Genomic DNA, 20,305 nt, shown 5'->3' on the forward strand with positions numbered 1-20,305 from the left:
CGGTGGGGAGTTGGCGGGTCACGGGGAGTCCAGCGGGTCGTCGCAGACCGGGAGGGGGCGCCGCGGATCGTCGTAGAGGAGCGCGACGTGCGCCGTCCAGGACGCGTCCTCGCCGCCTTCCTCACCGGCCTGTTCCCGGAGGGCTCGCAGCCGCTCGGGGAGGGCCGCGGCGCCGTCGACCGAACCGAGCAACTGCGCGGTACGGCCGTACAGTTCGCCGCAGTCCACGCCGCACGCGCGCGCGTGCTCGCCCTTGAGGCTCCACAGGGCGACGCCGTATCCGGCGCCGATCGCGTCGGTCAGCGAGTCGGCGTCCTGCTGCGGAGGGCGGCACAGGACCGGTACCGCGTCGTGCGCCGCCGCCTCCAGCGCCTCTTTCGCGTACTCGGGCGAGTGCACCGGCAACGCCTTGAGCGCGCTCCCGGCGACCCCGTCCCAGCGCTCCCGCCACACCGGGGCGGGCTCGCCACGCCGGTTCAGCGAGCGCAGCACGACCTGCCGCTGTGCGCCCATGGACGGCTCGGCGGTCCGCGGCCACTGGTGCGCGTCCAGCCCGAAGTGCTCGACGGGCAGGGCCAGTTCGAGGCGGGCACGGCGGTGTTCGGCGTCCAGTTTCCGGAACGCCCGCCGCAACGGCTGGTGCAGCGCGCGCTGGAGATCGGCGAGCGGGGCACCTTCGTCCTCGGTGTCCTCGTCGAGCATCCGCGCGGTGTCGGGTCCGTCGGGCCAGGACCAGACGCGCCAGTGGAAACGGTCGCCGGGGCCGTACGGGTTGAGTTCCAACTCGACGGCCACGACGGGCCGTTCACCGTCCGGGACGACGGGCCCCGCACTGCCGTGGACATCGGTGTCGTCCGCGAGCCGGTCGTCACCGAGGGCCAACTCCCGGTCGTCGTCGGCCCGTTCGCGCAGCAGCGCCGCGAACGGGCCGGGGAGCTGCTCGATCCGCGCCTTCACCCAGCGCTCCAGTTCGGCCACGGCGTCCGGTGCCCGGCGTCGGCAGGACCGGGCCACGGCGAGCAGATAGTGCAGCGCGACGATGTCGGCGCCGTCCGGCTGGTCGTGCGCCCAGCCCTGCCCGTCGCGCCAGTCGACCGGGGCCAGCTCGTCCTCCCACAGCGGCTCGTAGCCGAGCACGCGGCTGATCATCCGCTGCAACTCGGCCGACGAGACGGGCCGCGGCAGCTCGGCGAGCAGCGCGGACGCCTCGGCGCTGTCCCGCGCTCCCCAGCCGCCCGCCCGCGGTTCGCCCTGCAACCGCACCCAGTTCGGGCCGGCCGTCACGCGGTGATGCCACCGGTCGTGCCTGCGGATGAGCGCCGCGTACGGGTCGGCGCCCAGGCTGTTCTCGCCGCCCACGGCGCGCGCCTCGCGGAAGCCGCGCAGTGCCGTCGCCGCGACGGCCAGGCCGCCGTCCTTGCCGGTGCGGCGGGCCTTGACGATGCCCGCGACGACTCCGTGGTCACGGTCAAGCAGGGGGCCGCCGGAGGCGCCGTGCGGTATCTCCATGTGGGGCGCGAGGGTGAACCCGTAGGAGCCGTCCCTGCCGTTGCACTCGCTGTGCCCGTTCCAGCGCTGGGGTGCGCCGCCGGTCGGGGTGCGCCAGCCGAACGCGGTGACCTGGTGCGGCGGGTCGTAGCGATCGGTCAGCCGCACGCACGCGTGGCCGTTCGCCGCGTCATCCGCCAGGCGGACGAGGGCGAGGTCCTGTTCGGGGTCGGTACCGCCGCCGAGCCAGTAGGCGAGCCGGGCGGGGGTGTCGAGTTGATAGCCCTGTACGCGTAGCGTGCCCACGCTTTCGGCGCCGCCCGCGAGGGGCAGGACGTGCGCGCAGGTCAGCACCCAGCCGGGCGCGACGAGGAAGCCACTCCCCCAGAGCGTGCCGGGCGCCGCGTCCGGGCCGATCCGGACGGTGGCGCGTATCGCCAACTGTTCCAGCTGGCCGGTCATGTGGTGGCGGCGTTCCGGCCGTCGTGGAGCGCCGTGACGGTGGCGTCCCCTGCGGTGCGCACGCTGTCGCCGCGCCAGGTGAGCGTGATCGACAGGGCCGCCTTGGCCTCACCGTCGGCGAGCAGCGCCACGGCCTTGCCCGGCTTCATCGCCAGTTCCACCCCGAAGGTGGCGCTGACCTCGTCGGGCCGCACGGCACGCGCCGCCGCCAGCACGGCACCGCCGACACCGCTGACCAGTTCGTTGAGCTGGTCGATCCGCGCGGCCATGTGATCGAGGGCGCCCACGTCCTCGTACGCGAACTCGTCGGCCCCACCGGGCACTTCATCGGCCGACAGCACACTGACCCGGGCGAGCACCCGCTCTCCCCCGGGCAGCTCGATCTCCTGGATCTTCCGTTCCATCACGCCCCCGTACGACGATCCCGTCCGCCTGTGGTCATTGTGCCCAGGCACGCACGCGTGAGGTGCGGGATCGGAACCATTGCCCCCCGCATAACCTGGGGGTGTCAGATCCACGCCCCCAGGAGAATCCCCCGTGTACTTCACCGACCGAGGCATCGAAGAGCTCGAAAAGCGACGCGGCGAGGAAGAGGTCACCTTCGAGTGGCTCGCCGAGCAGCTCCGCACCTTCGTCGACCTGAACCCGGACTTCGAGGTCCCGGTGGAACGCCTGGCGACCTGGCTCGCGCGACTGGACGACGAGGACGACGAGGAGTAGTTCCTACGACGGTGCCGCCCGCGTGTGTCAGTCGCGCGAGCGCGCGAGGTCGTAGACGAGGCCCAGCGTTCCGTGCGCCAGGAGCAGCGCCCCCGCGACGATCCAGCCTCCGCTACGGCGTCGTAGGCCCCAGGTCGTGAGCGGGAGGCCCGCCGCCATCTGGGTCAGGGCGACGGCGCGTGCCCTGGGGGTGCCGGACCAGGGCATCCAGGGGCCGAGGCGGCTGTTGTCGACCGCGTCGAGTTCCGCGCGGACGGCCTCACGCCAGCCCGCCCACTCGACCTGCCGGGCGTCGGGGCGGACGCGGGCGATCTCCCGGAGGCGGTCGGCGGGTTCGCCCGGGGTGAGGCCTGTGGGGAGGTCCACTCCCGCGCGCGTGAGGACGGCCAGGAGGCCGCGGAGGCGGGCGCGGGCGTCTGCTTCGGGGTCAGGTTTCGTCAGCTGGTCCAGGGACTGCAGATCCAGGACGGGGTCCAAGCCCAGGCGGGCGGCGAAGGTACGCATGGCCTCGTCCTCGCCGGCCGGGGTGCCGTCGGTGAGCCAGACGTAGCCGACGGGACGGCGGAATCCCGAGGCCAGGGTGTAGCCCGCACGGTCGGCGTCCCACCACAGGGCGAGCACCGGCCAGGGGGCGCCGACGGCGAGCGCGGTGGCCCAGCCGGTGAGGACGCGGTCGACCGGTTCCTCCCCGTGCAGCCAGGGCTTGCCCTCGGGGACGAGCACGCTCCAGCCGTCGCCCGCGCTGGTCAGCAGCATGCGTTCGCGGAGCGGGTGGGCCGCCTGGGCGACGGACTCGGGGTCGGCCCGGCAGAGCAGCAGGGCGCCCGGGGTGGCACCGGTCCGGTGTCTGGCCTGGGGCTTCTCCGTGGACATGATCACACGCTAGGGCAATGCACCCCTTTCCGCCGGTTGTTCGATGTCCGGTGATCACCGGAACGAGTGTCTTGACTTTCCCCATCCGCGATATATCGTGTTTCTCGGGAGACGCGATATGGCGCGTCGTGTCCTGTCCGGTTAGGCCGAGGAGGTCTGCATCATGTCCGAGTGGTCCGTCGCAGAGCCCAAGAAGCTCACGTTCGACGAGCCCGTGAGCGATCTCCACGTGCGCATCGTCAACGGAACGGTGAACGTCGTGGGGACGGACGAGGGTTCCGCCCGCATGGAAGTCTCCGAGATCGACGGGCCGCCCCTGGTGGTGACCCAGACGAACGGCACGCTGACGGTGGCGTACGAGGACCTGCCCTGGAAGGGCTTCCTCAAGTGGCTCGACCGGAAGGGCTGGCGGCGCAGCGCGGTGGTCTCCCTGGCCGTTCCCGCGAACACCCGGGTCGAGGTCGGGGTGGTCGGCGCCGCGGCCGTCGTCTCCGGGATCAGCGGGCCCTCGGTGGTGCGGGGGGTCACGGGCGACACGACCCTCGTCAGCCTCTCCGGCTCCGTCCGCGCCGAGACGGTCTCGGGAAACCTGGAGGCCCAGGCCGTCACCGGCGACCTCCGCTTCAACTCGGTCTCCGGCGACCTCACCGTCGTCGAGGGCTCGGGCCCCTCCGTGCGCGCCGAGTCCGTGAGCGGCTCGATGATCGTGGACCTCGACCCGGACGGCCCGACCGACGTCCGGCTGACCAACGTCTCGGGCGAGATCGCCATCCGGCTGCCGCACCCGGCGGACGCGGACGTCGAGGCCAACACGGCGAGCGGTTCGATCTCCAACGCCTTCGACGGACTGCGGGTGCACGGCCAGTGGGGCGCCCACAAGATCACCGGCCGCCTGGGCGCGGGCACCGGAAAGCTCCGCGCTACGACCGTCTCCGGTTCGATCGCCCTGCTGCGCCGCCCGGCGACGGAGGACGAGGGCGAGGACGGACCTTGGGACGGGGACACGGAGACGACCGTCTCGGCGACACGGGCCGACAAGACACCTCGGCCTGACAAGACACCTCGGCCCGACATGACGAAGGGGCCCGATGTGGTGACGGAGCCCGATGTGGTGACGGGGCCTGAGGACAGTGGGCCGGGCGACGCGGCCGAGAAGGCGGAGCCCCAGGACAAGGGGCCGGACACGTCGGACGCCTCTGCGGACGCGCCCGCGCCGGACGCTTCGGACGGCACCGCGGGCATCTCCGCCCCCGGCGTGACGGGCGACGCTTCCGGCGCCGACCCTGTGGACGGGGCTCAGGGCGACTCGGGGGACAATTCCGTTTCCGGCCCGGACGGTGCTTCCGGCACCGCCGGGGCCGACGGCACGACCGACAAGAAGGTGCTCTGACATGCCTCCCGTCTTCGCCCACGGCCGCCTCCGCCTCTACCTGCTGAAGCTGCTGGACGAGGCCCCCCGACACGGCTACGAGGTCATCCGCCTCCTGGAGGAGCGCTTCCAGGGGCTGTACGCACCTTCGGCGGGCACGGTCTACCCGCGCCTGTCCAAGCTGGAGGCCGAGGGGCTGGTCACCCACACCACCGAGGGCGGCCGCAAGGTGTACGCCATCACGGACGCCGGCCGCGCCGAACTGGCCGACCGCAGCGGCGAGTTGGCCGACCTGGAGCTGGAGATCCGCGAGTCGGTCGCCGAACTGGCCGCCGAGATAAGGGCCGACGTCCGGGGCGCGGCGGGCGACCTGCGGCGCGAGATGCGCGCGGCGGCCTCCGAGGCCCGGCAGGGAAACGGGACTGCCAGAGGCCGACGGAGCGAACACGAAGGCCCTGCCGGGGACTTCACGGACTTCGGTGACAAGGAGTCGTGGCGCGCCGCCAAGGAGGAGATGCGCCGCGCCAAGCAGGAGTGGAAGGAGCAGGCCCGCCGCGCCAAGGACGAGAGCCGCCGGGCCCGCGAGGAGGCCCAGCAGGCCCGCCGCCAGGCCAAGGAGGCGCAGGCGCGGGCGTGGGCACAGGCCCAGGAGGAGATGCAGCGCATCGGCCGCCAGGTCCAGGAGCACGCACAGGACCACTTCGCGCGCGGCGACTGGCCCACGGGCGTACGCGAGAGCCTGACCGAACTGGCCAAGGAATTCGGCGACTTCGGGAAGGAGTTCGGCAAGGACTTCGGGTTCGGGCGACCGGCGGCCGGCAAGTCCGCACCGGCGTCGGCCCCCGAGTACAGCCAGACCCCGGAGGACTTCCCGGCCGAGTACGAACCGACCTGGGCGCACGAGGACTCCACCGGCGAACCGGCCCGCGACCTGGACCGACTCCTCGACCGCTTCCGGGACGACATCCGTGACGCGGCCCGCGACCGCGGTGTCACCGAGGACCAACTCCGCGACACCCGCCGCCACTTGTCCGCGGCGGCGGCACACATCGGGGCGGTGCTGCGAGGCGGCCACAAGGCCTGAGCCGACGCCGCGAACCGCAGGTGGTGCGCCCCGGAATCAACCCCAGGCGCACCACCCCGCACGACCCCGCACCTGACAGGCAAGCCGCGCCGAGCAAGCCGGCGCGATTACTCGACCCGCCGCCCTCAACGGGCCGCCCTCAACTCCCAACCCGCCACCCTCGACCCGCCGCCCTCAACTGGCCGCCCGAGCCTCTCCCCCGCCGTACAGCACCCGTGTCACCGCCTCGTGCGTCACCCCGTGATCGGCGAGCACCTCGCCCGGCACGCCGGGGAGGACGGTGAGCGCGAGGAGGAAGTGCTCGTCGCCGATGTGCCGGTCCCGGTGGGCGACGGCGATGCGAAGGGACTTCTCCACGACGTTCTTGGCGCCGCGGCTGAAGGTACGGCGGCCCGACCACGACTCCCTGGACTTCCGCTCGCCGGACATCGCCCCGACACCGTGCACCTCCTCGACCCGGGCGACGATCTCCGAGACGTCGATACCGAGCCCGGCAAGCGCGTCGGCCTCGGCCTGCGAGAGCCCCGCCCGTCGGCGCGCGTCGCCCAGAGCCTGTCGTACGGACTCCTTGCGTTCCTCGGGAGTGAGACCGAGGGCGGTCAGGGCGAAGGAGGCCCGGCTGCCCTGGCGGTCGAGGAGGGCGAGCAGCAGGTGATCGGCGTCGACGGAACCGGCCCCCGACCGCTCACACTGCTCCACCGCGCCCCGCACCACGGCCCGGGCGTCCTTCGTGAACCGTTCGAACATCACTGCCTCCCGTACTTCTTGTGCACGGCCTGCCTGCTGACACCGAGTTCCGCGGCGATCTCCTGCCACGACCAGCCCTGGTTGCGCGCACTGCGCACCTGCACCGCCTCCAACTGCTCCACCAGCCTGCGCAGCGCGGAGACGGCACGCAGGCCGACCCGTGGATCACGGTCACCCGCGCGCTCGGCGAGATCCGTTGCTTCGGTCATGACGTCAACCTACGTTGACACGCCTCGCCTGTCAACCAAAGTTGACATCCGGCGGCGGCAAACGCCGACGGCCGGCCCGGGGAACCGGACCGGCCGCACAAAGCCACGCACAGGGAAGGGAGTTGCTACCCGGGGTTGCCAATCGGGTTGCTAACCGTTCGTGAGGACGATCTTGCCGAACTGGCCGCCTGAGTCGAGCCGTTCGAAGCCCTCGCGGGCGCGGTCCATGGGCAGCACCTCGTCGATGACCGGACGGACACCGGTGGCCGCGCAGAAGGCGAGCAGGTCCTCCAGCTCGTCCTTGGTGCCCATGGTCGAGCCGACGACCTTGAGTTCGAGGAAGAAGATGCGGGTGAGTTCGGCGTGCGAGGGCCGGTCACCGCTGGTGGCACCGGAGATGACGAGCGTGCCGCCGGGCTTGAGCGATTTCACCGAGTGGGACCAGGTGGCGGCGCCGACGGTCTCGATGACGGCGTCGACCCGCTGCGGCAGCCGCGCCCCCGGCTCCACCGCCTCGATCGCACCGAGCTCCAGCGCCCGCTTCCGCTTGGCCTCGTCCCGGCTGGTCGCGAAGACGCGCAGCCCGGCCGCCTTCGCGAGCACGATGGCGGCGGTGGCGACACCGCCGCCGGCGCCCTGGACGAGCACCGAATCACCGGGCCGTACACCGGAGTTGGTGAAGAGCATGCGGTACGCCGTGAGCCAGGCCGTAGGCAGGCAGGCGGCCTCCGCGAAGGACAGTTCCTTCGGCTTCGGCAGGACGTTCCAGGTCGGTACGGCGACCCGCTCGGCGAAGGTGCCCTGGTAGTGCTCGGTGAGGATGGAACGGGGTTCCTTGGGGCCGACGCCGTGGCCGGTCTGGCCGATGACGGAGTGCAGGACGACCTCGTTGCCGTCCTCGTCGACACCGGCGGCGTCGCAGCCGAGGATCATCGGCAGCTTGTCCTCCGCGAGGCCTACGCCACGCAGGGACCACAGGTCATGGTGATTGAGGGAAGCGGCCCTGACGTCGACGACACTCCAGCCCGGCCGGGCCTCGGGGGCGGGACGCTCCCCCAACTCAAGGCCGGAGAGCGGCTGGTCGCGGTCGATTCGGGCGGCGTAGACGGCGAACATGACCATGACGATAGGCTCCGCCGGTTGACCAGGGAACTACCTCGCGCTGTGACACATGCCCTGTTGCGGAGGTGGGGCGGGGTGTTTGCCGGGGAGCGGGGTTTTCGCGGCACAGGCTGGGGTGTCTTCGAGGGAGGCGAGGCGGGATCCCTGAGCCGCGCCGAGAACCACCCGCAGCCGCCGGCCGTCCCCGACCCCCACGGCAGAGGCCCACCCCTCGCGTCACCCGAACGGGCGGGCAGGTGGGTAAAAAGAAGGGCCCCGGCCTGGTGGGCGGGGCCCTTCGGGGTTACCGGCGGGCGACGCCCTCGGCCCGTGCCGCCGCGGCCACAGCCGCGGTGACCGCGGGCGCGACCCGCTCGTCGAACGGTGACGGGATGACGTAGTCCGGGGCGAGGTCGTCGCCGACGACGCCGGCCAGCGCCTCGGCCGCCGCGATCTTCATCCCCTCCGTGATCCGGGAGGCCCGCACCTGGAGCGCCCCGGCGAAGATGCCCGGGAACGCCAGCACGTTGTTGATCTGGTTCGGGAAGTCCGACCGCCCGGTGGCGACGACCGCCGCGTACTTGTGCGCCACATCCGGGTGCACCTCGGGATTCGGGTTGGCCATCGCGAAGACGAACGCGCCCTCCGCCATGGAAGCCACCGCGGGCTCCGGCACCGTACCGCCGGAAACCCCGATGAAGACGTCGGCGCCTTCCAGCGCCGCCTCCAACGACCCGGAGATACCCGCCTTGTTGGTGATCTCGGCGAGTTCACGCTTCACCGGCGTGAGGTCGTCCCGGTCGCGCGAGACGATGCCCTTGCGGTCGGCGACGGCGACATCCCCGAGCCCCGCCTCCAGCAGGAACTTGGCGATGGCCACGCCGGCCGCGCCCGCGCCGGAGATGACGGCCCGCAGCTCGCCGAGCTCGCGCCCGGTCAGCCTCGCCGCGTTCCGCAGCGCCGCCAGCGTCACGATCGCCGTACCGTGCTGGTCGTCGTGGAAGACCGGGATGTCCAGCCGCTCCTGGAGCCTGCGCTCGATCTCGAAGCAGCGCGGCGCCGAGATGTCCTCGAGGTTGACGCCCCCGAAGGAGGGCGCGAGGCGCACCACGGTCTCGATGATCTCGTCGACGCCGGTGCAGTCCAGCGCGATCGGCACCGCGTCCACGCCGCCGAACTGCTTGAACAGGATCGCCTTGCCCTCCATGACCGGGAGGGAGGCCTCGGGACCGATGTCGCCGAGTCCGAGCACCGCCGTACCGTCCGTCACGACGGCGACCACGGACGACTTCCATGTGTAGTCGTGGACGAGTTCCGGCTGCTCCGCGATCGCGGTGCACACGCGCGCGACGCCGGGTGTGTACGCGAGGGACAGGTCGTCCTTGTCGCGGATCGGCACGGTGGCCTGCACGGCCATCTTGCCGCCGCGGTGCAGCGCGAACGCCGGATCGAAGGAATCGAGGGGCTCGGCCCCGCCGTCCTGATCCGTACTGCTGTCGCTGCGAGGATTGACGATCTCCGCTGCCACTTTGTCTTACCCCTTAAGTCTTCATTGATTTTGAGGGTGGCCACTCCCTGGTGAGGGGTGGGCGGGCACCGCGCAGGGCCCAGAGAATTGATGCGTACGAGCACCTGCGCGACGGGCGCGCCGCACACGCGCCCTGAGCCCCGGATGAGGGGTGTAAAGACCCTTCTTACCGGACGGACACCGCCGAGGACGAGTCCAATAGGCGCAAGGTCACATCTCGTCCGCCACGGGCGGAACGATGATCGATCACATCGTGAGACATACCGAAGATCTTCCGGCCGGAAGGAGTGATTCCCGTAGATGGTCCGCGCGAGGGCCGTCCTGATGTACCGACCTGATGCGATTCGGGGGTCACCCGTTATCCGATTTTGACATGGAGAGTCCCCTGAATGGTTCAGTCCGAATGGCAAGATGCCCTAATCACACGAGGTCGCGACACCCGAAGGTGTGTGTTCTCGTCGACCCGTCGGCACCGCCATCCATCCGCCGGAGGAACTCACCATGACCGCAAGATTCACCCGTCGTACGACCGCCCCGCACACCCGGCTGGCAGCGGTCGGTGCGATCGCGGTCGCCGGCACCCTGCTGCTCACCGGCTGTGGTGACCAGACCAAGAAGGACGACTCCAGCACCGCGTCCACCAGCTCGGCGCCGCTGGCGAGCAAGCTGCCCGCGGCGATCCGCGACAAGGGCGTCGTCAAGGTCGGTTCGGACATCGCGTACGCGCCGGTCGAGTTCAAGGACGACTCCGGCAAGGTCGTCGGCCTGGACCCGGACCTCGCGGCCGCGATGGGCAAGCAGCTCGGCGTGACGTTCGAGTTCGAGAACGGCACCTTCGACGCGCTGCTCACCGGTCTGCGCTCCAACCGCTACGACATCGCCATGTCCGCGATGACGGACAACAAGAACCGCCAGGAGGGCGTCGACCCCGACACGGGCAAGAAGGTCGGCGAGGGCGTCGACTTCGTCGACTACCTGACCGCCGGTGTCTCGATCTACACGCGCAAGGGCGACACCGAGAACATCACCTCGTGGTCCGGCCTGTGCGGCAAGAAGCTCGCGGTCGAGCGCGGCACGGTCTCCGAGGACCTCGCCAAGACCGAGACGAAGAAGTGTACGGGCGGCAAGAAGATCACCATCGAGGCCTTCGACGACGACCAGCAGGCCCAGACCCGCCTGCGCTCCGGTGGCGCGGACGCGGCCTCCTCCGACTTCCCGGTCGCGGCCTACGCGGTGAAGACCTCCGGCGGCGGCAAGGACTTCCAGCTCGTCGGCGACCAGGTCGAGGCGGCGCCGTACGGTATCGCGGTCGCCAAGAGCGACACGCAGCTGCGGGACGCGCTGCAGGCCGCGATGGACGCCGTGATCAAGAGCGGTGAGTACGAGAAGATCCTGACTAAGTGGGGCGCCGAGGACGGTGCCGTCAAGTCGTCCGTGATCAACGGCGGCAAGTGACCGCGGGTCCGCCGTCGTTGAGAGGCAGCATCCGTGACTACTGACATCGACGGGACGCCGGGGCCGCAGGACGCTCCCCCGGCCTCCCCGAAGCCCATCAAGGCCATTCCGGTCCGGCACTACGGGCGGTACCTCTCCGCCGTCATCGCGATCGGCATCCTGGTCGCGATCGTCTACGCGTTCGGCCAGGGCAAGATCAACTGGCATGCCGTACCGGACTACTTCTTCGACCACCGGATCATGACCGGTGTCTACAAGACCCTCCTCCTGACGGTCCTGTCGATGGTCATCGGCATCGTCGGCGGCATCGGCCTCGCGGTGATGCGGCTGTCGAAGAACCCGGTGACCTCGTCGATCGCCTGGTTCTACATCTGGTTCTTCCGCGGCACCCCGGTCCTGGTCCAGCTGTTCCTCTGGTTCAACCTGGGCCTGGTCTTCGAGTACATCAACCTCGGTCCGATCTACAAGAACTACTGGTCGGACTTCATGACGCCGCTGCTGACGGCGCTGCTCGGCCTGGGCCTCAACGAGGCCGCGTACATGGCCGAGATCTGCCGCGCCGGTCTGCTCGCCGTCGACGAGGGCCAGACCGAGGCCTCGCACGCGCTGGGCATGAGCCACGCCAAGACGCTGCGCCGGATCGTGATCCCGCAGGCGATGCGCGTGATCGTGCCGCCCACGGGCAACGAGGTCATCAACATGCTGAAGACGACCTCGCTCGTGGCGGCCGTCCAGTATCCGGAGCTCTTCCGGTACGCCCAGGACATCGGCCAGAACTCCGGTGCCCCGGTGGAGATGTACTTCCTCGCCGCCTCCTGGTACCTGATCATGACGTCGGTCCTGAGCGTCGGGCAGTACTACGTGGAGCGGTACTACGCCCGCGGTTCCAGCCGCGCGCTGCCGGCGACGCCGTACCAGAAGATCAAGGCGAACATGCTGTCCATCGGCCGTCCGAAGGGAGGCGCGGCATGAGCCCCAAGCTCGACAAGACCGACTCCGCCACGAACGACCCGTCCGACCCGTCGGTCCCGATGGTCAAGTCCGAGGGTGTGCACAAGTCGTTCGGCCCGGTCGAGGTCCTCAAGGGCATCGACCTGGAGGTGAAGTCCGGCGAGGTGTTCTGCCTCATCGGCCCCTCCGGCTCCGGCAAGTCGACCTTCCTGCGGTGCATCAACCACCTGGAGAAGGTCAACGCGGGACGGCTGTACGTCGACGGCGAGCTGGTCGGCTACCGCCAACAGGGCGACAAGCTCTACGAGTTGCGTGATCGTGAGGTCGCGGTGAAGCGCCGGGACATCGGCATGGTCTTCCAGCGCTTCAACCTGTTCCCGCACATGACGGCCGTGGAGAACATCATCGAGGCGCCCGTGCAGGTCAGGGGCGTCAACAAGGGCCAGGCCAAGGAGCGCGCGATGCAGCTCCTGGAGCGGGTGGGGCTGTCCGACAAGGCGCAGAACTACCCCTCGCAACTCTCCGGCGGTCAGCAGCAACGGGTGGCCATCGCACGGGCGTTGGCGATGGACCCGAAGCTGATGCTCTTCGACGAGCCGACGTCGGCCCTCGACCCGGAGCTGGTCGGTGACGTCCTCGACGTCATGCGCGACCTCGCCGAGTCCGGCATGACGATGATCGTCGTCACCCACGAGATGGGCTTCGCCCGCGAGGTGGGCGACAGCCTCGTCTTCATGGACGGCGGCGTGGTGGTCGAATCCGGCCACCCGCGCGACGTCCTGACGAACCCTCAGCACGAGCGGACACAGGGGTTCTTGTCCAAGGTGCTCTAGCGGTACGTGGGTTGAGGGGCGGTACGGAATCCCCGTACCGCCCCTTTTCACGTACTGGCAGGCCTACTTGAGCGCGAGCAGCACCGTGTCAGAAGGCGAGCACCACACCGCCCGCGCCTCCCCGAACCCCTTCTCACGCAGCACGCGCGCGTGCCACGCCGCCGAGGGCATGTCGCCGTCCGCGTGCTCGCCGTAGATCTCGTAGCGACGGGCCGTCGGCTCGGCGAGGACCGGGTCCTGGGCGGCGAGTTGCCACCACTCGGCCCAGTCGAGGGCGCCGTTCCGCTTGGCCTGATCCATCTGTGTGTGCCGATGCGCCCGCTCCGCCGCGTTGATCCTGGGCGTCGACTCGTCGATCATGTGGTCCGCGTTCATGAAGACACCGCCGTCGCGGACGAGTCCGGCGACCTGACCGTAGAGGGCCGCGAGGGGTTCGCTGTGCAGCCAGTGAAGGGCCGTGGCGGTCAGGACGGCGTCGTACGCGTCGTACGGCAGCTTCGTCGTCCACTCCGGGTCCTTGAGGTCGGCGGTGACGAAGGTGACGCGCTCGTCGCCGTCGAAGGTGCCGCGGGCGATGGCGAGGAGGGCGGGGTCGAGGTCGACACCGGTGCTGGTGGCGTCCGGGAAGCGGGCGAGCAGCCGGGCGGTGATGCTGCCGGTGCCGCAGGCGAGGTCGAGCACGCGGGGTGCGGGGCCGGTGAGGGCCTCGACCATGTCGAGCATGATGCGGAAGCGGTCCTCCCGGTCGGGCATGTACCACTCCTGCTGCCGGTCCCAGCTCTCCTGCCAGGCCTGCCAGTCGGTTCCGATACCGGTCGTCATGTGGACCCCCTGTCCAGTCACTGTCGTAATACCCTGGAAGCACGATCAGCTGTTACCCGACCGCATGCAAGACCATAGAGCGCCTCCGTAAGGACTACAAGTGGAACTGGCCTATTACTCGGACTATGCCGTGCGCCTCGTCAACACCGAGGAGCCGGCGCGGGGCAAGGACGCCCTGACCTCGGTCGAGGCCGTGCGTGACCTGTTCGGTGGCAATCAGGAGGCGGCCCGCCGCGCCGCCGACGCCGACGTCACGCGCTTCCGTTCGGTCCGGGCGCGGCTGCGGGCGGTCTTCGAGTCGGCGGACAGCGGCGACGAGACGCTCGCGGTGAACCTGCTGAACTCACTCCTGCTGGAGTTCCCGGTCAGCCCGCAGATCTCCGGGCACAACGTCCGCGACGACGACGGCCGCCCGAAATGGCACATGCACCTCGCGGACCACCCGTCGAACGCGACGGCCGGCTACGCGGCGATCGCGGCGATGGGCCTGGCCTTCCACCTCACCGAGTACGGCGTCGACCGCCTGGGCCTGTGCGAGGCGGCGCCGTGCCGCAACGCCTACCTGGACACCTCGACGAACCGCTCCCGGCGCTACTGCTCGGACCGCTGCGCGACCCGAGCCAACGTGGCCGCCTACCGGGCCCGGAAGCGCCTGGAGGCCGACCGGTCGGACAGGACGGGCCTGGCGGCCGAGAGCGCCCAGCGGACGAGCGCGACCGGCGAACGCTGACCGGACTTGAGCGGCCGGTACCGAAAACGCACCTTGCCCAGCACCAGATCCTCGGGAACGGCGCCGTAGTCGGTGCTGTCGCCACCGGCGAACGCGTTGTCCCCGAGCACCCACCACCCCCCGTCACGCCGCTCCACGGCCCGCTTGACGACCAGCAGGTCCTGCTGGAACGGGTGCCGCAGCACGACGATGTCGCCGGGCCCGATCCGCGCCCCGTACTGCACCACCAGCAGATCCCCGTGGACCAGCGTCGGCACCATGGACGGCCCGGTCACCTCGGCCGTCCCGAAGGGCAGTGCGGCCCTCCCGCGCTCGGTCTCCTGCGACAGCTCCGGCATCCCCGGCACCTCCCCGGTCCTATCCTCCACCAGTCTGAGTCCGACCCTGGACTTTTGTCCTAAGCCCATGGGGGCACTCGCGAAATCAGCTTCTCCAGGGAGTAATGTCCCACCTGAGAAGACGATCACGAGGAAGGAACGCTCCATGCTTTCCCGCCTGTTTGCCCCCAAGGTGAAGGTCAGCGCGCACTGCGACCTGCCCTGCGGTGTGTACGACCCGGCCCAGGCCCGCATCGAGGCGGAGTCGGTGAAGGCCGTGCAGGACAAGATGGCCGCCAACGACGACCCGCACTTCCAGGCGCGCGCCATCGTCATCAAGGAGCAGCGCGCCGAGCTCGCGAAGCACCACGTCTCGGTGCTCTGGAGCGACTACTTCAAGCCCCCGCACTTCGAGAAGTACCCGGAGCTGCACCAGCTGGTCAACGACACCCTGAAGGCCCTCTCGGCCGCCAAGGCGTCCACCGACCCGGCGACGGGCCAGAAGGCGCTCGACTACATCGCCCAGATCGACAAGATCTTCTGGGAGACCAAGAAGGCCTGACACCCAGTCGGCCCGGCCCGGCCGACCGGCGATCGGTGCACCATCGACGGTCAGCGGGCGCGGGGAAGGGGCTCCACCGGTTCACCGGTGGAGCCCCTTCGTCATGTGCCGGGTCTTTTCGGCGGGGGCGTCAACTGCCCGCTCCCATGCCATCCTGGACGGCGTGAACCGCGACGATCTCGTACGGCTGCGCCAGGCCCGCGACCGCATGAACCGCGAGTACGCCGAGCCGCTCGACATGGCCTCGATCGCGCGGACCGCGCTGATGTCCCCGGGCCACTTCCAGCGCAGCTTCCGCGCCGCGTACGGGGAGACGCCGTACAGCTACCTCATGACCCGGCGGATCGAGCGGGCGAAGGCCTTGCTGCGGCGCGGTGATCTCAGCGTGACCGAGGTGTGCATGGCCGTCGGCTGTACCTCGCTCGGTTCGTTCAGCTCGCGCTTCACCGAGCTGGTCGGCGAGACCCCGAGCGCCTACCGGGCCCGCTCCCACGAGGCGGGCGCCGTGATCCCGTCCTGCGTGGCCCGCACCTTTACCCGGCCCAACCGGGCGGGACCGCCGCTCCGCCCCTAGCCTGTCGTCCATGGACCTGAAACTCCGCCAGTGCTTCATCGCCGTCGACGACCACGACAAGGCGCTCGCCTTCTACTGCGACGTCCTGGAGCTGGAAATCCGTAACGACGTCGGTTTCGAGGGCATGCGCTGGGTGACCGTGGGGTCGCCGTTGCAGCCGGACGTGGAGATCGTCCTGGAGCCGCCGGCCGCGAACCCGGACGCCTCCCCCGCCGACAAGCAGGCCATGGCCGAACTGCTCGCCAAGGGCACCCTGCGCGGGGTCAACTTCACCACCGCCGACTGCGACGCCCTCTACGCCCGTGTCCAGGAGTCCGGCGCCGAGGTGGTCCAGGAGCCGACGGACCAGCCGTACGGCGTCCGCGACTGCGCGTTCCGCGACCCGGCCGGGAACATGCTGCGGTTCATGCAGCGCAACGGCGACTGAAGGACGGGACCGAAAATCACGCGGGCGGGGCGCGGCCTCCCGCCTACGATCACGCCATGAGCGCACCGACCGTCCGCTGGACCCACGCCTTCGTCGACCGCCCGCTCGGCCTCCTGGGCCCGGCGCACGCCTTCTGGACGGCGGTCACGGACACCCGGCTGTCCGAACTCCGCGGTGACCAGGGCGAGTTCGTCACCCTCCTGGCCGAGGGCGCGGACGCCTGTGTGAAGGTCCAGGGCGTCGAGGCGGGCCCGGGCGGCGCTCATCTCGACTTCTCCGTCGAGGACGTACCGGCGTTCGTGGGCGCCGCGCTGCGACTCGGCGCGGAGACCGTCGCCGAGCACGAGAGCTGGGCCGTACTGCGGTCCCCCGCCGGGCAGTTGTTCTGCGCCGGCCCCTGGCACGGCGAGTCCGTACGACCGCCCGTCGTGGCCGGCAGCCGCCTCGACCAGGTCTCCCTCGACATCGGACCCGGCTCCTACGACGCCGAAGTCGCCTTCTGGAGCGCCCTGTTGCCCGACTGGGCCTCGCTGGCGGGCGCGCTCCCCGAGTTCCATGTGCTCAAGCCCCCGCCCGGCCTGCCGATCCGCGTCCTGCTCCAACGCCTCGGCGCGGAACGCCCCGCCGCCGCCCATCTCGACCTGGCCTGCGCGGACATCGACGCGACCAGGGAACGGCACGAGCGGCTGGGCGCGACCGTCGTGTCCCACGGCAAGCACTGGACGGTGATGCGGGACCCGGCGGGCGGTACGTACTGCCTGACCGGGCGCGACCCGGAGACCGGCGGGCTCCCTAACCGCCCCTGACGCAGACGACGATCACCCGGGGGTCGTCATACCGCGAGTCCGTCGGCCTCGGACAGGCGCTCGCCGTGTCCTGGCTGTCCTGCCTCAGCAACGGCGGCGTCCCGCCGGGCTCGTGCGGCCCGCCCGGGTCCTGAAGCCACAGCGTGAGCCCGCCCCCGACGACCACGGCGACCGCCCACGCCACCAGGACCCGGCGCCATAATCGGCTCAAGCCGTCCACACCTCCACGTCCACCACGGCGTCCACCGGAATCGGCCCGTAGACGTGCGGGAACTCCTCCCCACCCGGCTCCGGCGCCTCGTACTTCAGCGGTACGCCGAGCCGTCCCGGGTCCACGGCCAGGACCACCAGGTCGTCGGGGCCGTCGTAGGAGCCGTACAAGAAGGCTGCCACGCGCGGGAGTTGGGCGCGGGTCGAGCAGTGGATGAAGCCCTCCTCCTGGAGGGTGCGGCCGCGGGTCGACCACTCGTAGGTGCCGCGCTCGCGGGCCGCGTCCCAGAGGGCGCGTTCGGTGATGTGGAGGATGGTGGTGGCGGTGGTGGGTTCGGATTCCGGCATGGGGTCACGCTACGGCCCGAGCCGCGCCGCCCGCGCGCGCAGGTAGCGCTGCTCGGTCAGGCTGAGGGTCCTGGCCGCCGCCGACTCGTAGGCGGCCCGGGCCGCGGTGAGATCGCCGGCCCGTTCGAGGAGGTGGCCGCGGACCGCGTCGGGGCGGTGCCCCTCCCCCAACTCGTCCGCCAGCAGGTCCAGTTCGGCCAGGCCCGCGTGCGGGCCGTCGACCATGGCGACGGCGACGGCCCGGTTGAGGCGTTCGACGGGGCCGGGGACCAGGCGCACCAGCACCTCGTACAGGCCGAGGATCTCGTGCCAGTCCGTCGCCCGCGCCGATGACGCCTCGTCGTGCACGGCGGCGATCGCCGCGCGCAACTGGTATGGCCCGGCGGGCCCTTGGGACAGCGCACGGGTGACGAGGGCGACGCCCTCCTCGATCGCCGCCTTGTCCCAAAGGTCGCGGTCCTGTTCGTCGAGGGGGACGAGTTCGCCGTGCGGGCCGGTGCGGGCGGCCCGGCGGGCGTCGGTGAGCAGCATCAGCGCGAGCAGCCCCGCCACCTCGCCGGCCTCGGGGAGCAGTCGGTGCACGGCACGGGTCAACCGGACGGCCTCGCCCGCGAGTTCGCGCCGCGTGAGACTCGGGCCGGACGTCGCCGTATAGCCCTCGTTGAAGATCAGGTACAGCGTGTGCAGGACGGCGGGCAGCCGCTCGGCCCAGTTGTCCGGCCGCCCGAAGCGCACACCGCGCACCTTCGCCTTCGCCCGGCTGATCCGCTGCGCCATGGTCGCCTCGGGGACGAGATACGCCCGGGCGATCTCGGCCGTCGTGAGCCCGCCGACCGCGCGCAGGGTGAGCGCGATCTGCGCGGTCGGGGTCAACTCCGGGTGGCAGCAGAGGAAGAGCAGGGAAAGGGTGTCGTCCTCGCGCGGCGGCTCGGCCGAGTACGGCTCCCGGGGTTCGAGGGCCGCCGCCTTCTCCTCCCGCGCCCGCCGCGCCTCCTCGGCGCGCAGCGCGTCCGTCAGCCGCCGCGAGGCGACCCGGATCAGCCAGCCGCGCGGATTCTCCGGCACCCCGTGCTCCGGCCACTGCCGGGCGGCCGCGAGCAGCGCCTCCTGTACGGCGTCCTCGGCGGCGTCGAAATGGCCGTACCGGCGCACGAGCGCGCCGAGGACCTGCGGCGCGTGGCGGCGCAGCAGGTCCTCGATGCCGGTGGTCCCGGTGGTGTCGCGCATACGGCTCAGATGTCCGCGGTACCGCCCTGGATGGGGCGGATCACCACCGCGCGGTTGGCGGCGCCTTCGGGCTGGGGGCAGCGGGTGACGCGGTCGGCGATCTCCGTGACCCGCTCCAGGCTCGCGCACTCCAGGACCCAGTAGCCGGCCATCAGCTCCTTTGTCTCGCTGTACGGCCCGTCGGTGATCACGGCCTTGCCGTCCGCGCCCAGCGCCACCAGCCGGGTCCGCGCCGGCTCGGTCAGCCCCTGCGCGTCGATCAGCTCACCCGTCTCGGACAGGTCGTCGTTGATGGCACCCATGTGGGCGAACATGGCCTGCATCTCCGCCTCGCTCCACGCCGGGGAACCCGGGGTGGGCTTGCCCTGCATGCCGTCGTAGTCCGCCTGTGTGCCCTGCACCATGACCAGGTACTTCATGAGTCCGCTCCTTCGGCTCGCGCCACCCGTGCCGGGCGGCTGTCACAGGAGACATCGGAGCCGGGCCGGGATTCTCGACACGGTTCAGGATTCTTTCGGGCCGGATTCGGTTCCGGGCTTCCCTTCGGGCTCGGTGCCCTCGCCGACGTACGCCTCGCACTCGGGGTTCCGGCACGGGCCGGCCACCCACTTCGGCACCCATGCGCCCAGTGTCTTGTACCGCCTCACGACGGTGGCCACCGGCTGTCCGCAGACGGGACAGGTGTGCTCGTCTCTGCCCATGTCCTCAGCCTAGGACCGTACGGGGCTCGCGCCACATCGGATACATGCGCGGGCCGTCCGGGAGGTCGAGGGTGCGGTCGGTGAACGAGTACCCGAGCCGCTCGTACAGCTTGGTGCTGCGTTCGCTGCTCGCCTCCAGGTACGCGGGCAGGCCCTCGCGGTCGCAGCGGTCCAGGACGTGCCGGATGAGCGCGGCGCCGAGGCCCTCGCCCTGCCGGCCCGGTGCGACGGCGATCATCCACAGGTACTCGTGGGCGCGGCCGGCGGGATGCCCCTCCTCCATGAGCCGGGCGATCGTCTCGACCCGCTCGTTGTCGGGATCCACGAACTCCCGCAGCTGTACGGCCTCGTCCTCGCCGCCCTCCGCATGCGCCTCGCCCGGTACCGACAGCCACAGCGCGCACGCCGCGCCGTCCTCGGCGAGGTCGATACGGCCGTCGGCGAACACGGCGTCGGTGAAGGCGGCCATCAGCTTGTGGTGAGTCGTACGGCGGTACTCGGCGTCGGGGAAGATCCAGCCGCTGACCGGATCGTCCTGGAAGGCCTCGTCCAACAGCCGGACGACCAGCTCTCTGTCGCCCTCGTCCGCCGCCCGTATCGCCACGCCCATGATCCGCCCCTTTAGCTCTCAACGACCGTCACCTGAACGGTCGTTGAGCCTAGCGGGACTTACGGGCAAGTGAGCCGAAGGGGCCTCTCGACAACGCCACGCGCCGGTAGGCGCATATTGAACACAGCGGCGCCCCGGAGGCGAACCGAGC

At 70.9% G+C, this 20,305-nt stretch carries 26 protein-coding genes; 11 read left to right on the top strand and 15 right to left on the bottom strand.

Annotated features, from left to right (window positions below; genetic code table 11):
• Positions 1-18 precede the first annotated feature (18 nt).
• Positions 19-1,950 carry a trypsin-like peptidase domain-containing protein gene (locus OG714_RS18005; RefSeq protein WP_406122176.1) on the bottom strand — a complete coding sequence of 644 codons (1,932 nt, stop codon included), beginning with the start codon at positions 1,948-1,950 and terminating at the stop codon, positions 19-21.
• On the bottom strand, positions 1,947-2,354 hold the full coding sequence (locus OG714_RS18010; protein WP_406122178.1) for a CU044_2847 family protein: 408 nt from the start codon (positions 2,352-2,354) through the stop codon (positions 1,947-1,949). Before OG714_RS18010 ends, OG714_RS18005 begins: the two co-directional genes overlap by 4 nt.
• Before the next feature lie 133 nt (positions 2,355-2,487).
• Here OG714_RS18010 and OG714_RS18015 point away from each other — a divergent pair, with 133 nt between their 5' ends.
• Positions 2,488-2,670, top strand: a complete 183-nt coding sequence (locus tag OG714_RS18015) for a DUF6104 family protein (RefSeq protein ID WP_005312030.1) — start codon at positions 2,488-2,490, stop codon at positions 2,668-2,670.
• Between the two features lie 27 nt (positions 2,671-2,697).
• Here OG714_RS18015 and OG714_RS18020 read toward each other — a convergent pair whose 3' ends face one another.
• Positions 2,698-3,543, bottom strand: coding sequence for a hypothetical protein (locus OG714_RS18020; RefSeq protein WP_406122180.1), 846 nt, complete (start codon positions 3,541-3,543; stop codon positions 2,698-2,700).
• Between the two features lie 163 nt (positions 3,544-3,706).
• On the opposite strand from OG714_RS18020, the gene OG714_RS18025 reads away from it, so the two are divergent.
• Complete coding sequence (locus tag OG714_RS18025) at positions 3,707-4,933, top strand: DUF4097 family beta strand repeat-containing protein (protein ID WP_406122182.1); 1,227 nt, start codon at positions 3,707-3,709, stop codon at positions 4,931-4,933.
• Between the two features lies 1 nt (position 4,934).
• Positions 4,935-5,996 (top strand): helix-turn-helix transcriptional regulator, encoded by a 1,062-nt coding sequence (locus OG714_RS18030; RefSeq protein ID WP_406122183.1) that lies wholly within the window; start codon positions 4,935-4,937, stop codon positions 5,994-5,996.
• A 174-nt stretch (positions 5,997-6,170) separates the two neighbouring features.
• On the opposite strand, the gene OG714_RS18035 is transcribed toward OG714_RS18030, so the two are convergent.
• The 4 genes from OG714_RS18035 to OG714_RS18050 all read right to left on the bottom strand — a co-directional run bounded on the left by OG714_RS18035 (position 6,171) and on the right by OG714_RS18050 (position 9,581).
• On the bottom strand, positions 6,171-6,743 hold the full coding sequence (locus tag OG714_RS18035; protein WP_406122185.1) for a Clp protease N-terminal domain-containing protein: 573 nt from the start codon (positions 6,741-6,743) through the stop codon (positions 6,171-6,173).
• The gene (locus tag OG714_RS18040; RefSeq protein WP_266772466.1) at positions 6,743-6,952 is read right to left on the bottom strand and encodes a helix-turn-helix domain-containing protein; all 210 of its coding nucleotides are present in this window, start codon (positions 6,950-6,952) and stop codon (positions 6,743-6,745) included. Before OG714_RS18040 ends, OG714_RS18035 begins: the two co-directional genes overlap by 1 nt.
• A 150-nt stretch (positions 6,953-7,102) precedes the next feature.
• Positions 7,103-8,068 (bottom strand): zinc-binding dehydrogenase, encoded by a 966-nt coding sequence (locus OG714_RS18045; RefSeq protein ID WP_406122187.1) that lies wholly within the window; start codon positions 8,066-8,068, stop codon positions 7,103-7,105.
• 289 nt (positions 8,069-8,357) lie between these two features.
• Positions 8,358-9,581 (bottom strand): NADP-dependent malic enzyme, encoded by a 1,224-nt coding sequence (locus OG714_RS18050; protein WP_406122188.1) that lies wholly within the window; start codon positions 9,579-9,581, stop codon positions 8,358-8,360.
• Between the two features lie 501 nt (positions 9,582-10,082).
• On the opposite strand from OG714_RS18050, the gene OG714_RS18055 reads away from it, so the two are divergent.
• The 3 genes from OG714_RS18055 to OG714_RS18065 are packed head-to-tail and all read left to right on the top strand — an operon-like array spanning position 10,083 to position 12,820.
• A complete protein-coding gene (locus OG714_RS18055; protein WP_406122190.1) occupies positions 10,083-11,036 on the top strand; it encodes an ABC transporter substrate-binding protein in 954 nt (317 codons plus the stop codon).
• A 33-nt stretch (positions 11,037-11,069) separates the two neighbouring features.
• Positions 11,070-12,008, top strand: a complete 939-nt coding sequence (locus OG714_RS18060) for an amino acid ABC transporter permease (protein WP_406122192.1) — start codon at positions 11,070-11,072, stop codon at positions 12,006-12,008.
• A gap of 59 nt (positions 12,009-12,067) precedes the next feature.
• Positions 12,068-12,820, top strand: coding sequence for an amino acid ABC transporter ATP-binding protein (locus OG714_RS18065; protein WP_406131862.1), 753 nt, complete (start codon positions 12,068-12,070; stop codon positions 12,818-12,820).
• A gap of 63 nt (positions 12,821-12,883) precedes the next feature.
• Here the strand turns inward: OG714_RS18065 and OG714_RS18070 are convergent, their stop codons facing one another.
• Positions 12,884-13,642 (bottom strand): class I SAM-dependent methyltransferase, encoded by a 759-nt coding sequence (locus OG714_RS18070; RefSeq protein WP_406122194.1) that lies wholly within the window; start codon positions 13,640-13,642, stop codon positions 12,884-12,886.
• Positions 13,643-13,742: 100 nt separating this feature from the next.
• On the opposite strand from OG714_RS18070, the gene OG714_RS18075 reads away from it, so the two are divergent.
• Entirely contained in the window at positions 13,743-14,372 is a 630-nt protein-coding gene (locus OG714_RS18075; RefSeq protein ID WP_406122196.1) for a CGNR zinc finger domain-containing protein, read from the top strand.
• Here OG714_RS18075 and sodX read toward each other — a convergent pair.
• The gene (gene sodX, locus OG714_RS18080; RefSeq protein ID WP_406122197.1) at positions 14,276-14,710 is read right to left on the bottom strand and encodes a nickel-type superoxide dismutase maturation protease; all 435 of its coding nucleotides are present in this window, start codon (positions 14,708-14,710) and stop codon (positions 14,276-14,278) included. The genes OG714_RS18075 and sodX overlap by 97 nt on opposite strands.
• A gap of 145 nt (positions 14,711-14,855) precedes the next feature.
• Between sodX and sodN the strand changes: the two genes are divergently transcribed.
• The 4 genes from sodN (at position 14,856) to OG714_RS18100 (ending at position 17,058) form a co-directional block, all read left to right on the top strand.
• Positions 14,856-15,251: a superoxide dismutase, Ni gene (gene sodN / locus OG714_RS18085; protein WP_019058247.1), complete on the top strand. Its 396-nt coding sequence runs from the start codon at positions 14,856-14,858 to the stop codon at positions 15,249-15,251.
• Positions 15,252-15,414: 163 nt separating this feature from the next.
• Positions 15,415-15,825, top strand: a complete 411-nt coding sequence (locus OG714_RS18090; RefSeq protein ID WP_019058262.1) for a helix-turn-helix transcriptional regulator — start codon at positions 15,415-15,417, stop codon at positions 15,823-15,825.
• A gap of 10 nt (positions 15,826-15,835) precedes the next feature.
• The gene (locus OG714_RS18095; protein WP_403985196.1) at positions 15,836-16,252 is read left to right on the top strand and encodes a VOC family protein; all 417 of its coding nucleotides are present in this window, start codon (positions 15,836-15,838) and stop codon (positions 16,250-16,252) included.
• 56 nt (positions 16,253-16,308) lie between these two features.
• Positions 16,309-17,058, top strand: a complete 750-nt coding sequence (locus tag OG714_RS18100; RefSeq protein WP_406122200.1) for a VOC family protein — start codon at positions 16,309-16,311, stop codon at positions 17,056-17,058.
• Here the strand turns inward: OG714_RS18100 and OG714_RS18105 are convergent.
• The 6 genes from OG714_RS18105 to OG714_RS18130 form a co-directional block, all read right to left on the bottom strand.
• On the bottom strand, positions 17,045-17,278 hold the full coding sequence (locus OG714_RS18105) for a hypothetical protein (RefSeq protein ID WP_406122202.1): 234 nt from the start codon (positions 17,276-17,278) through the stop codon (positions 17,045-17,047). The two genes, OG714_RS18100 and OG714_RS18105, sit on opposite strands and share 14 nt — an antisense overlap.
• Positions 17,266-17,616 (bottom strand): DUF952 domain-containing protein, encoded by a 351-nt coding sequence (locus tag OG714_RS18110; protein ID WP_406122203.1) that lies wholly within the window; start codon positions 17,614-17,616, stop codon positions 17,266-17,268. Before OG714_RS18110 ends, OG714_RS18105 begins: the two co-directional genes overlap by 13 nt.
• Before the next feature lie 9 nt (positions 17,617-17,625).
• Positions 17,626-18,843, bottom strand: a complete 1,218-nt coding sequence (locus tag OG714_RS18115; RefSeq protein WP_406122204.1) for an RNA polymerase sigma factor — start codon at positions 18,841-18,843, stop codon at positions 17,626-17,628.
• Positions 18,844-18,848: 5 nt separating this feature from the next.
• Complete coding sequence (locus OG714_RS18120; RefSeq protein ID WP_406122206.1) at positions 18,849-19,262, bottom strand: YciI family protein; 414 nt, start codon at positions 19,260-19,262, stop codon at positions 18,849-18,851.
• Between the two features lie 84 nt (positions 19,263-19,346).
• A complete protein-coding gene (locus OG714_RS18125; protein ID WP_406122207.1) occupies positions 19,347-19,544 on the bottom strand; it encodes a hypothetical protein in 198 nt (65 codons plus the stop codon).
• A 4-nt stretch (positions 19,545-19,548) separates the two neighbouring features.
• A complete protein-coding gene (locus OG714_RS18130; protein WP_406122208.1) occupies positions 19,549-20,154 on the bottom strand; it encodes a GNAT family N-acetyltransferase in 606 nt (201 codons plus the stop codon).
• Positions 20,155-20,305: the final 151 nt, after the last annotated feature.

Origin of the sequence: Streptomyces sp. NBC_00989 (assembly GCF_045162655.1) — a bacterium.
Classification (GTDB): domain Bacteria; phylum Actinomycetota; class Actinomycetes; order Streptomycetales; family Streptomycetaceae; genus Streptomyces.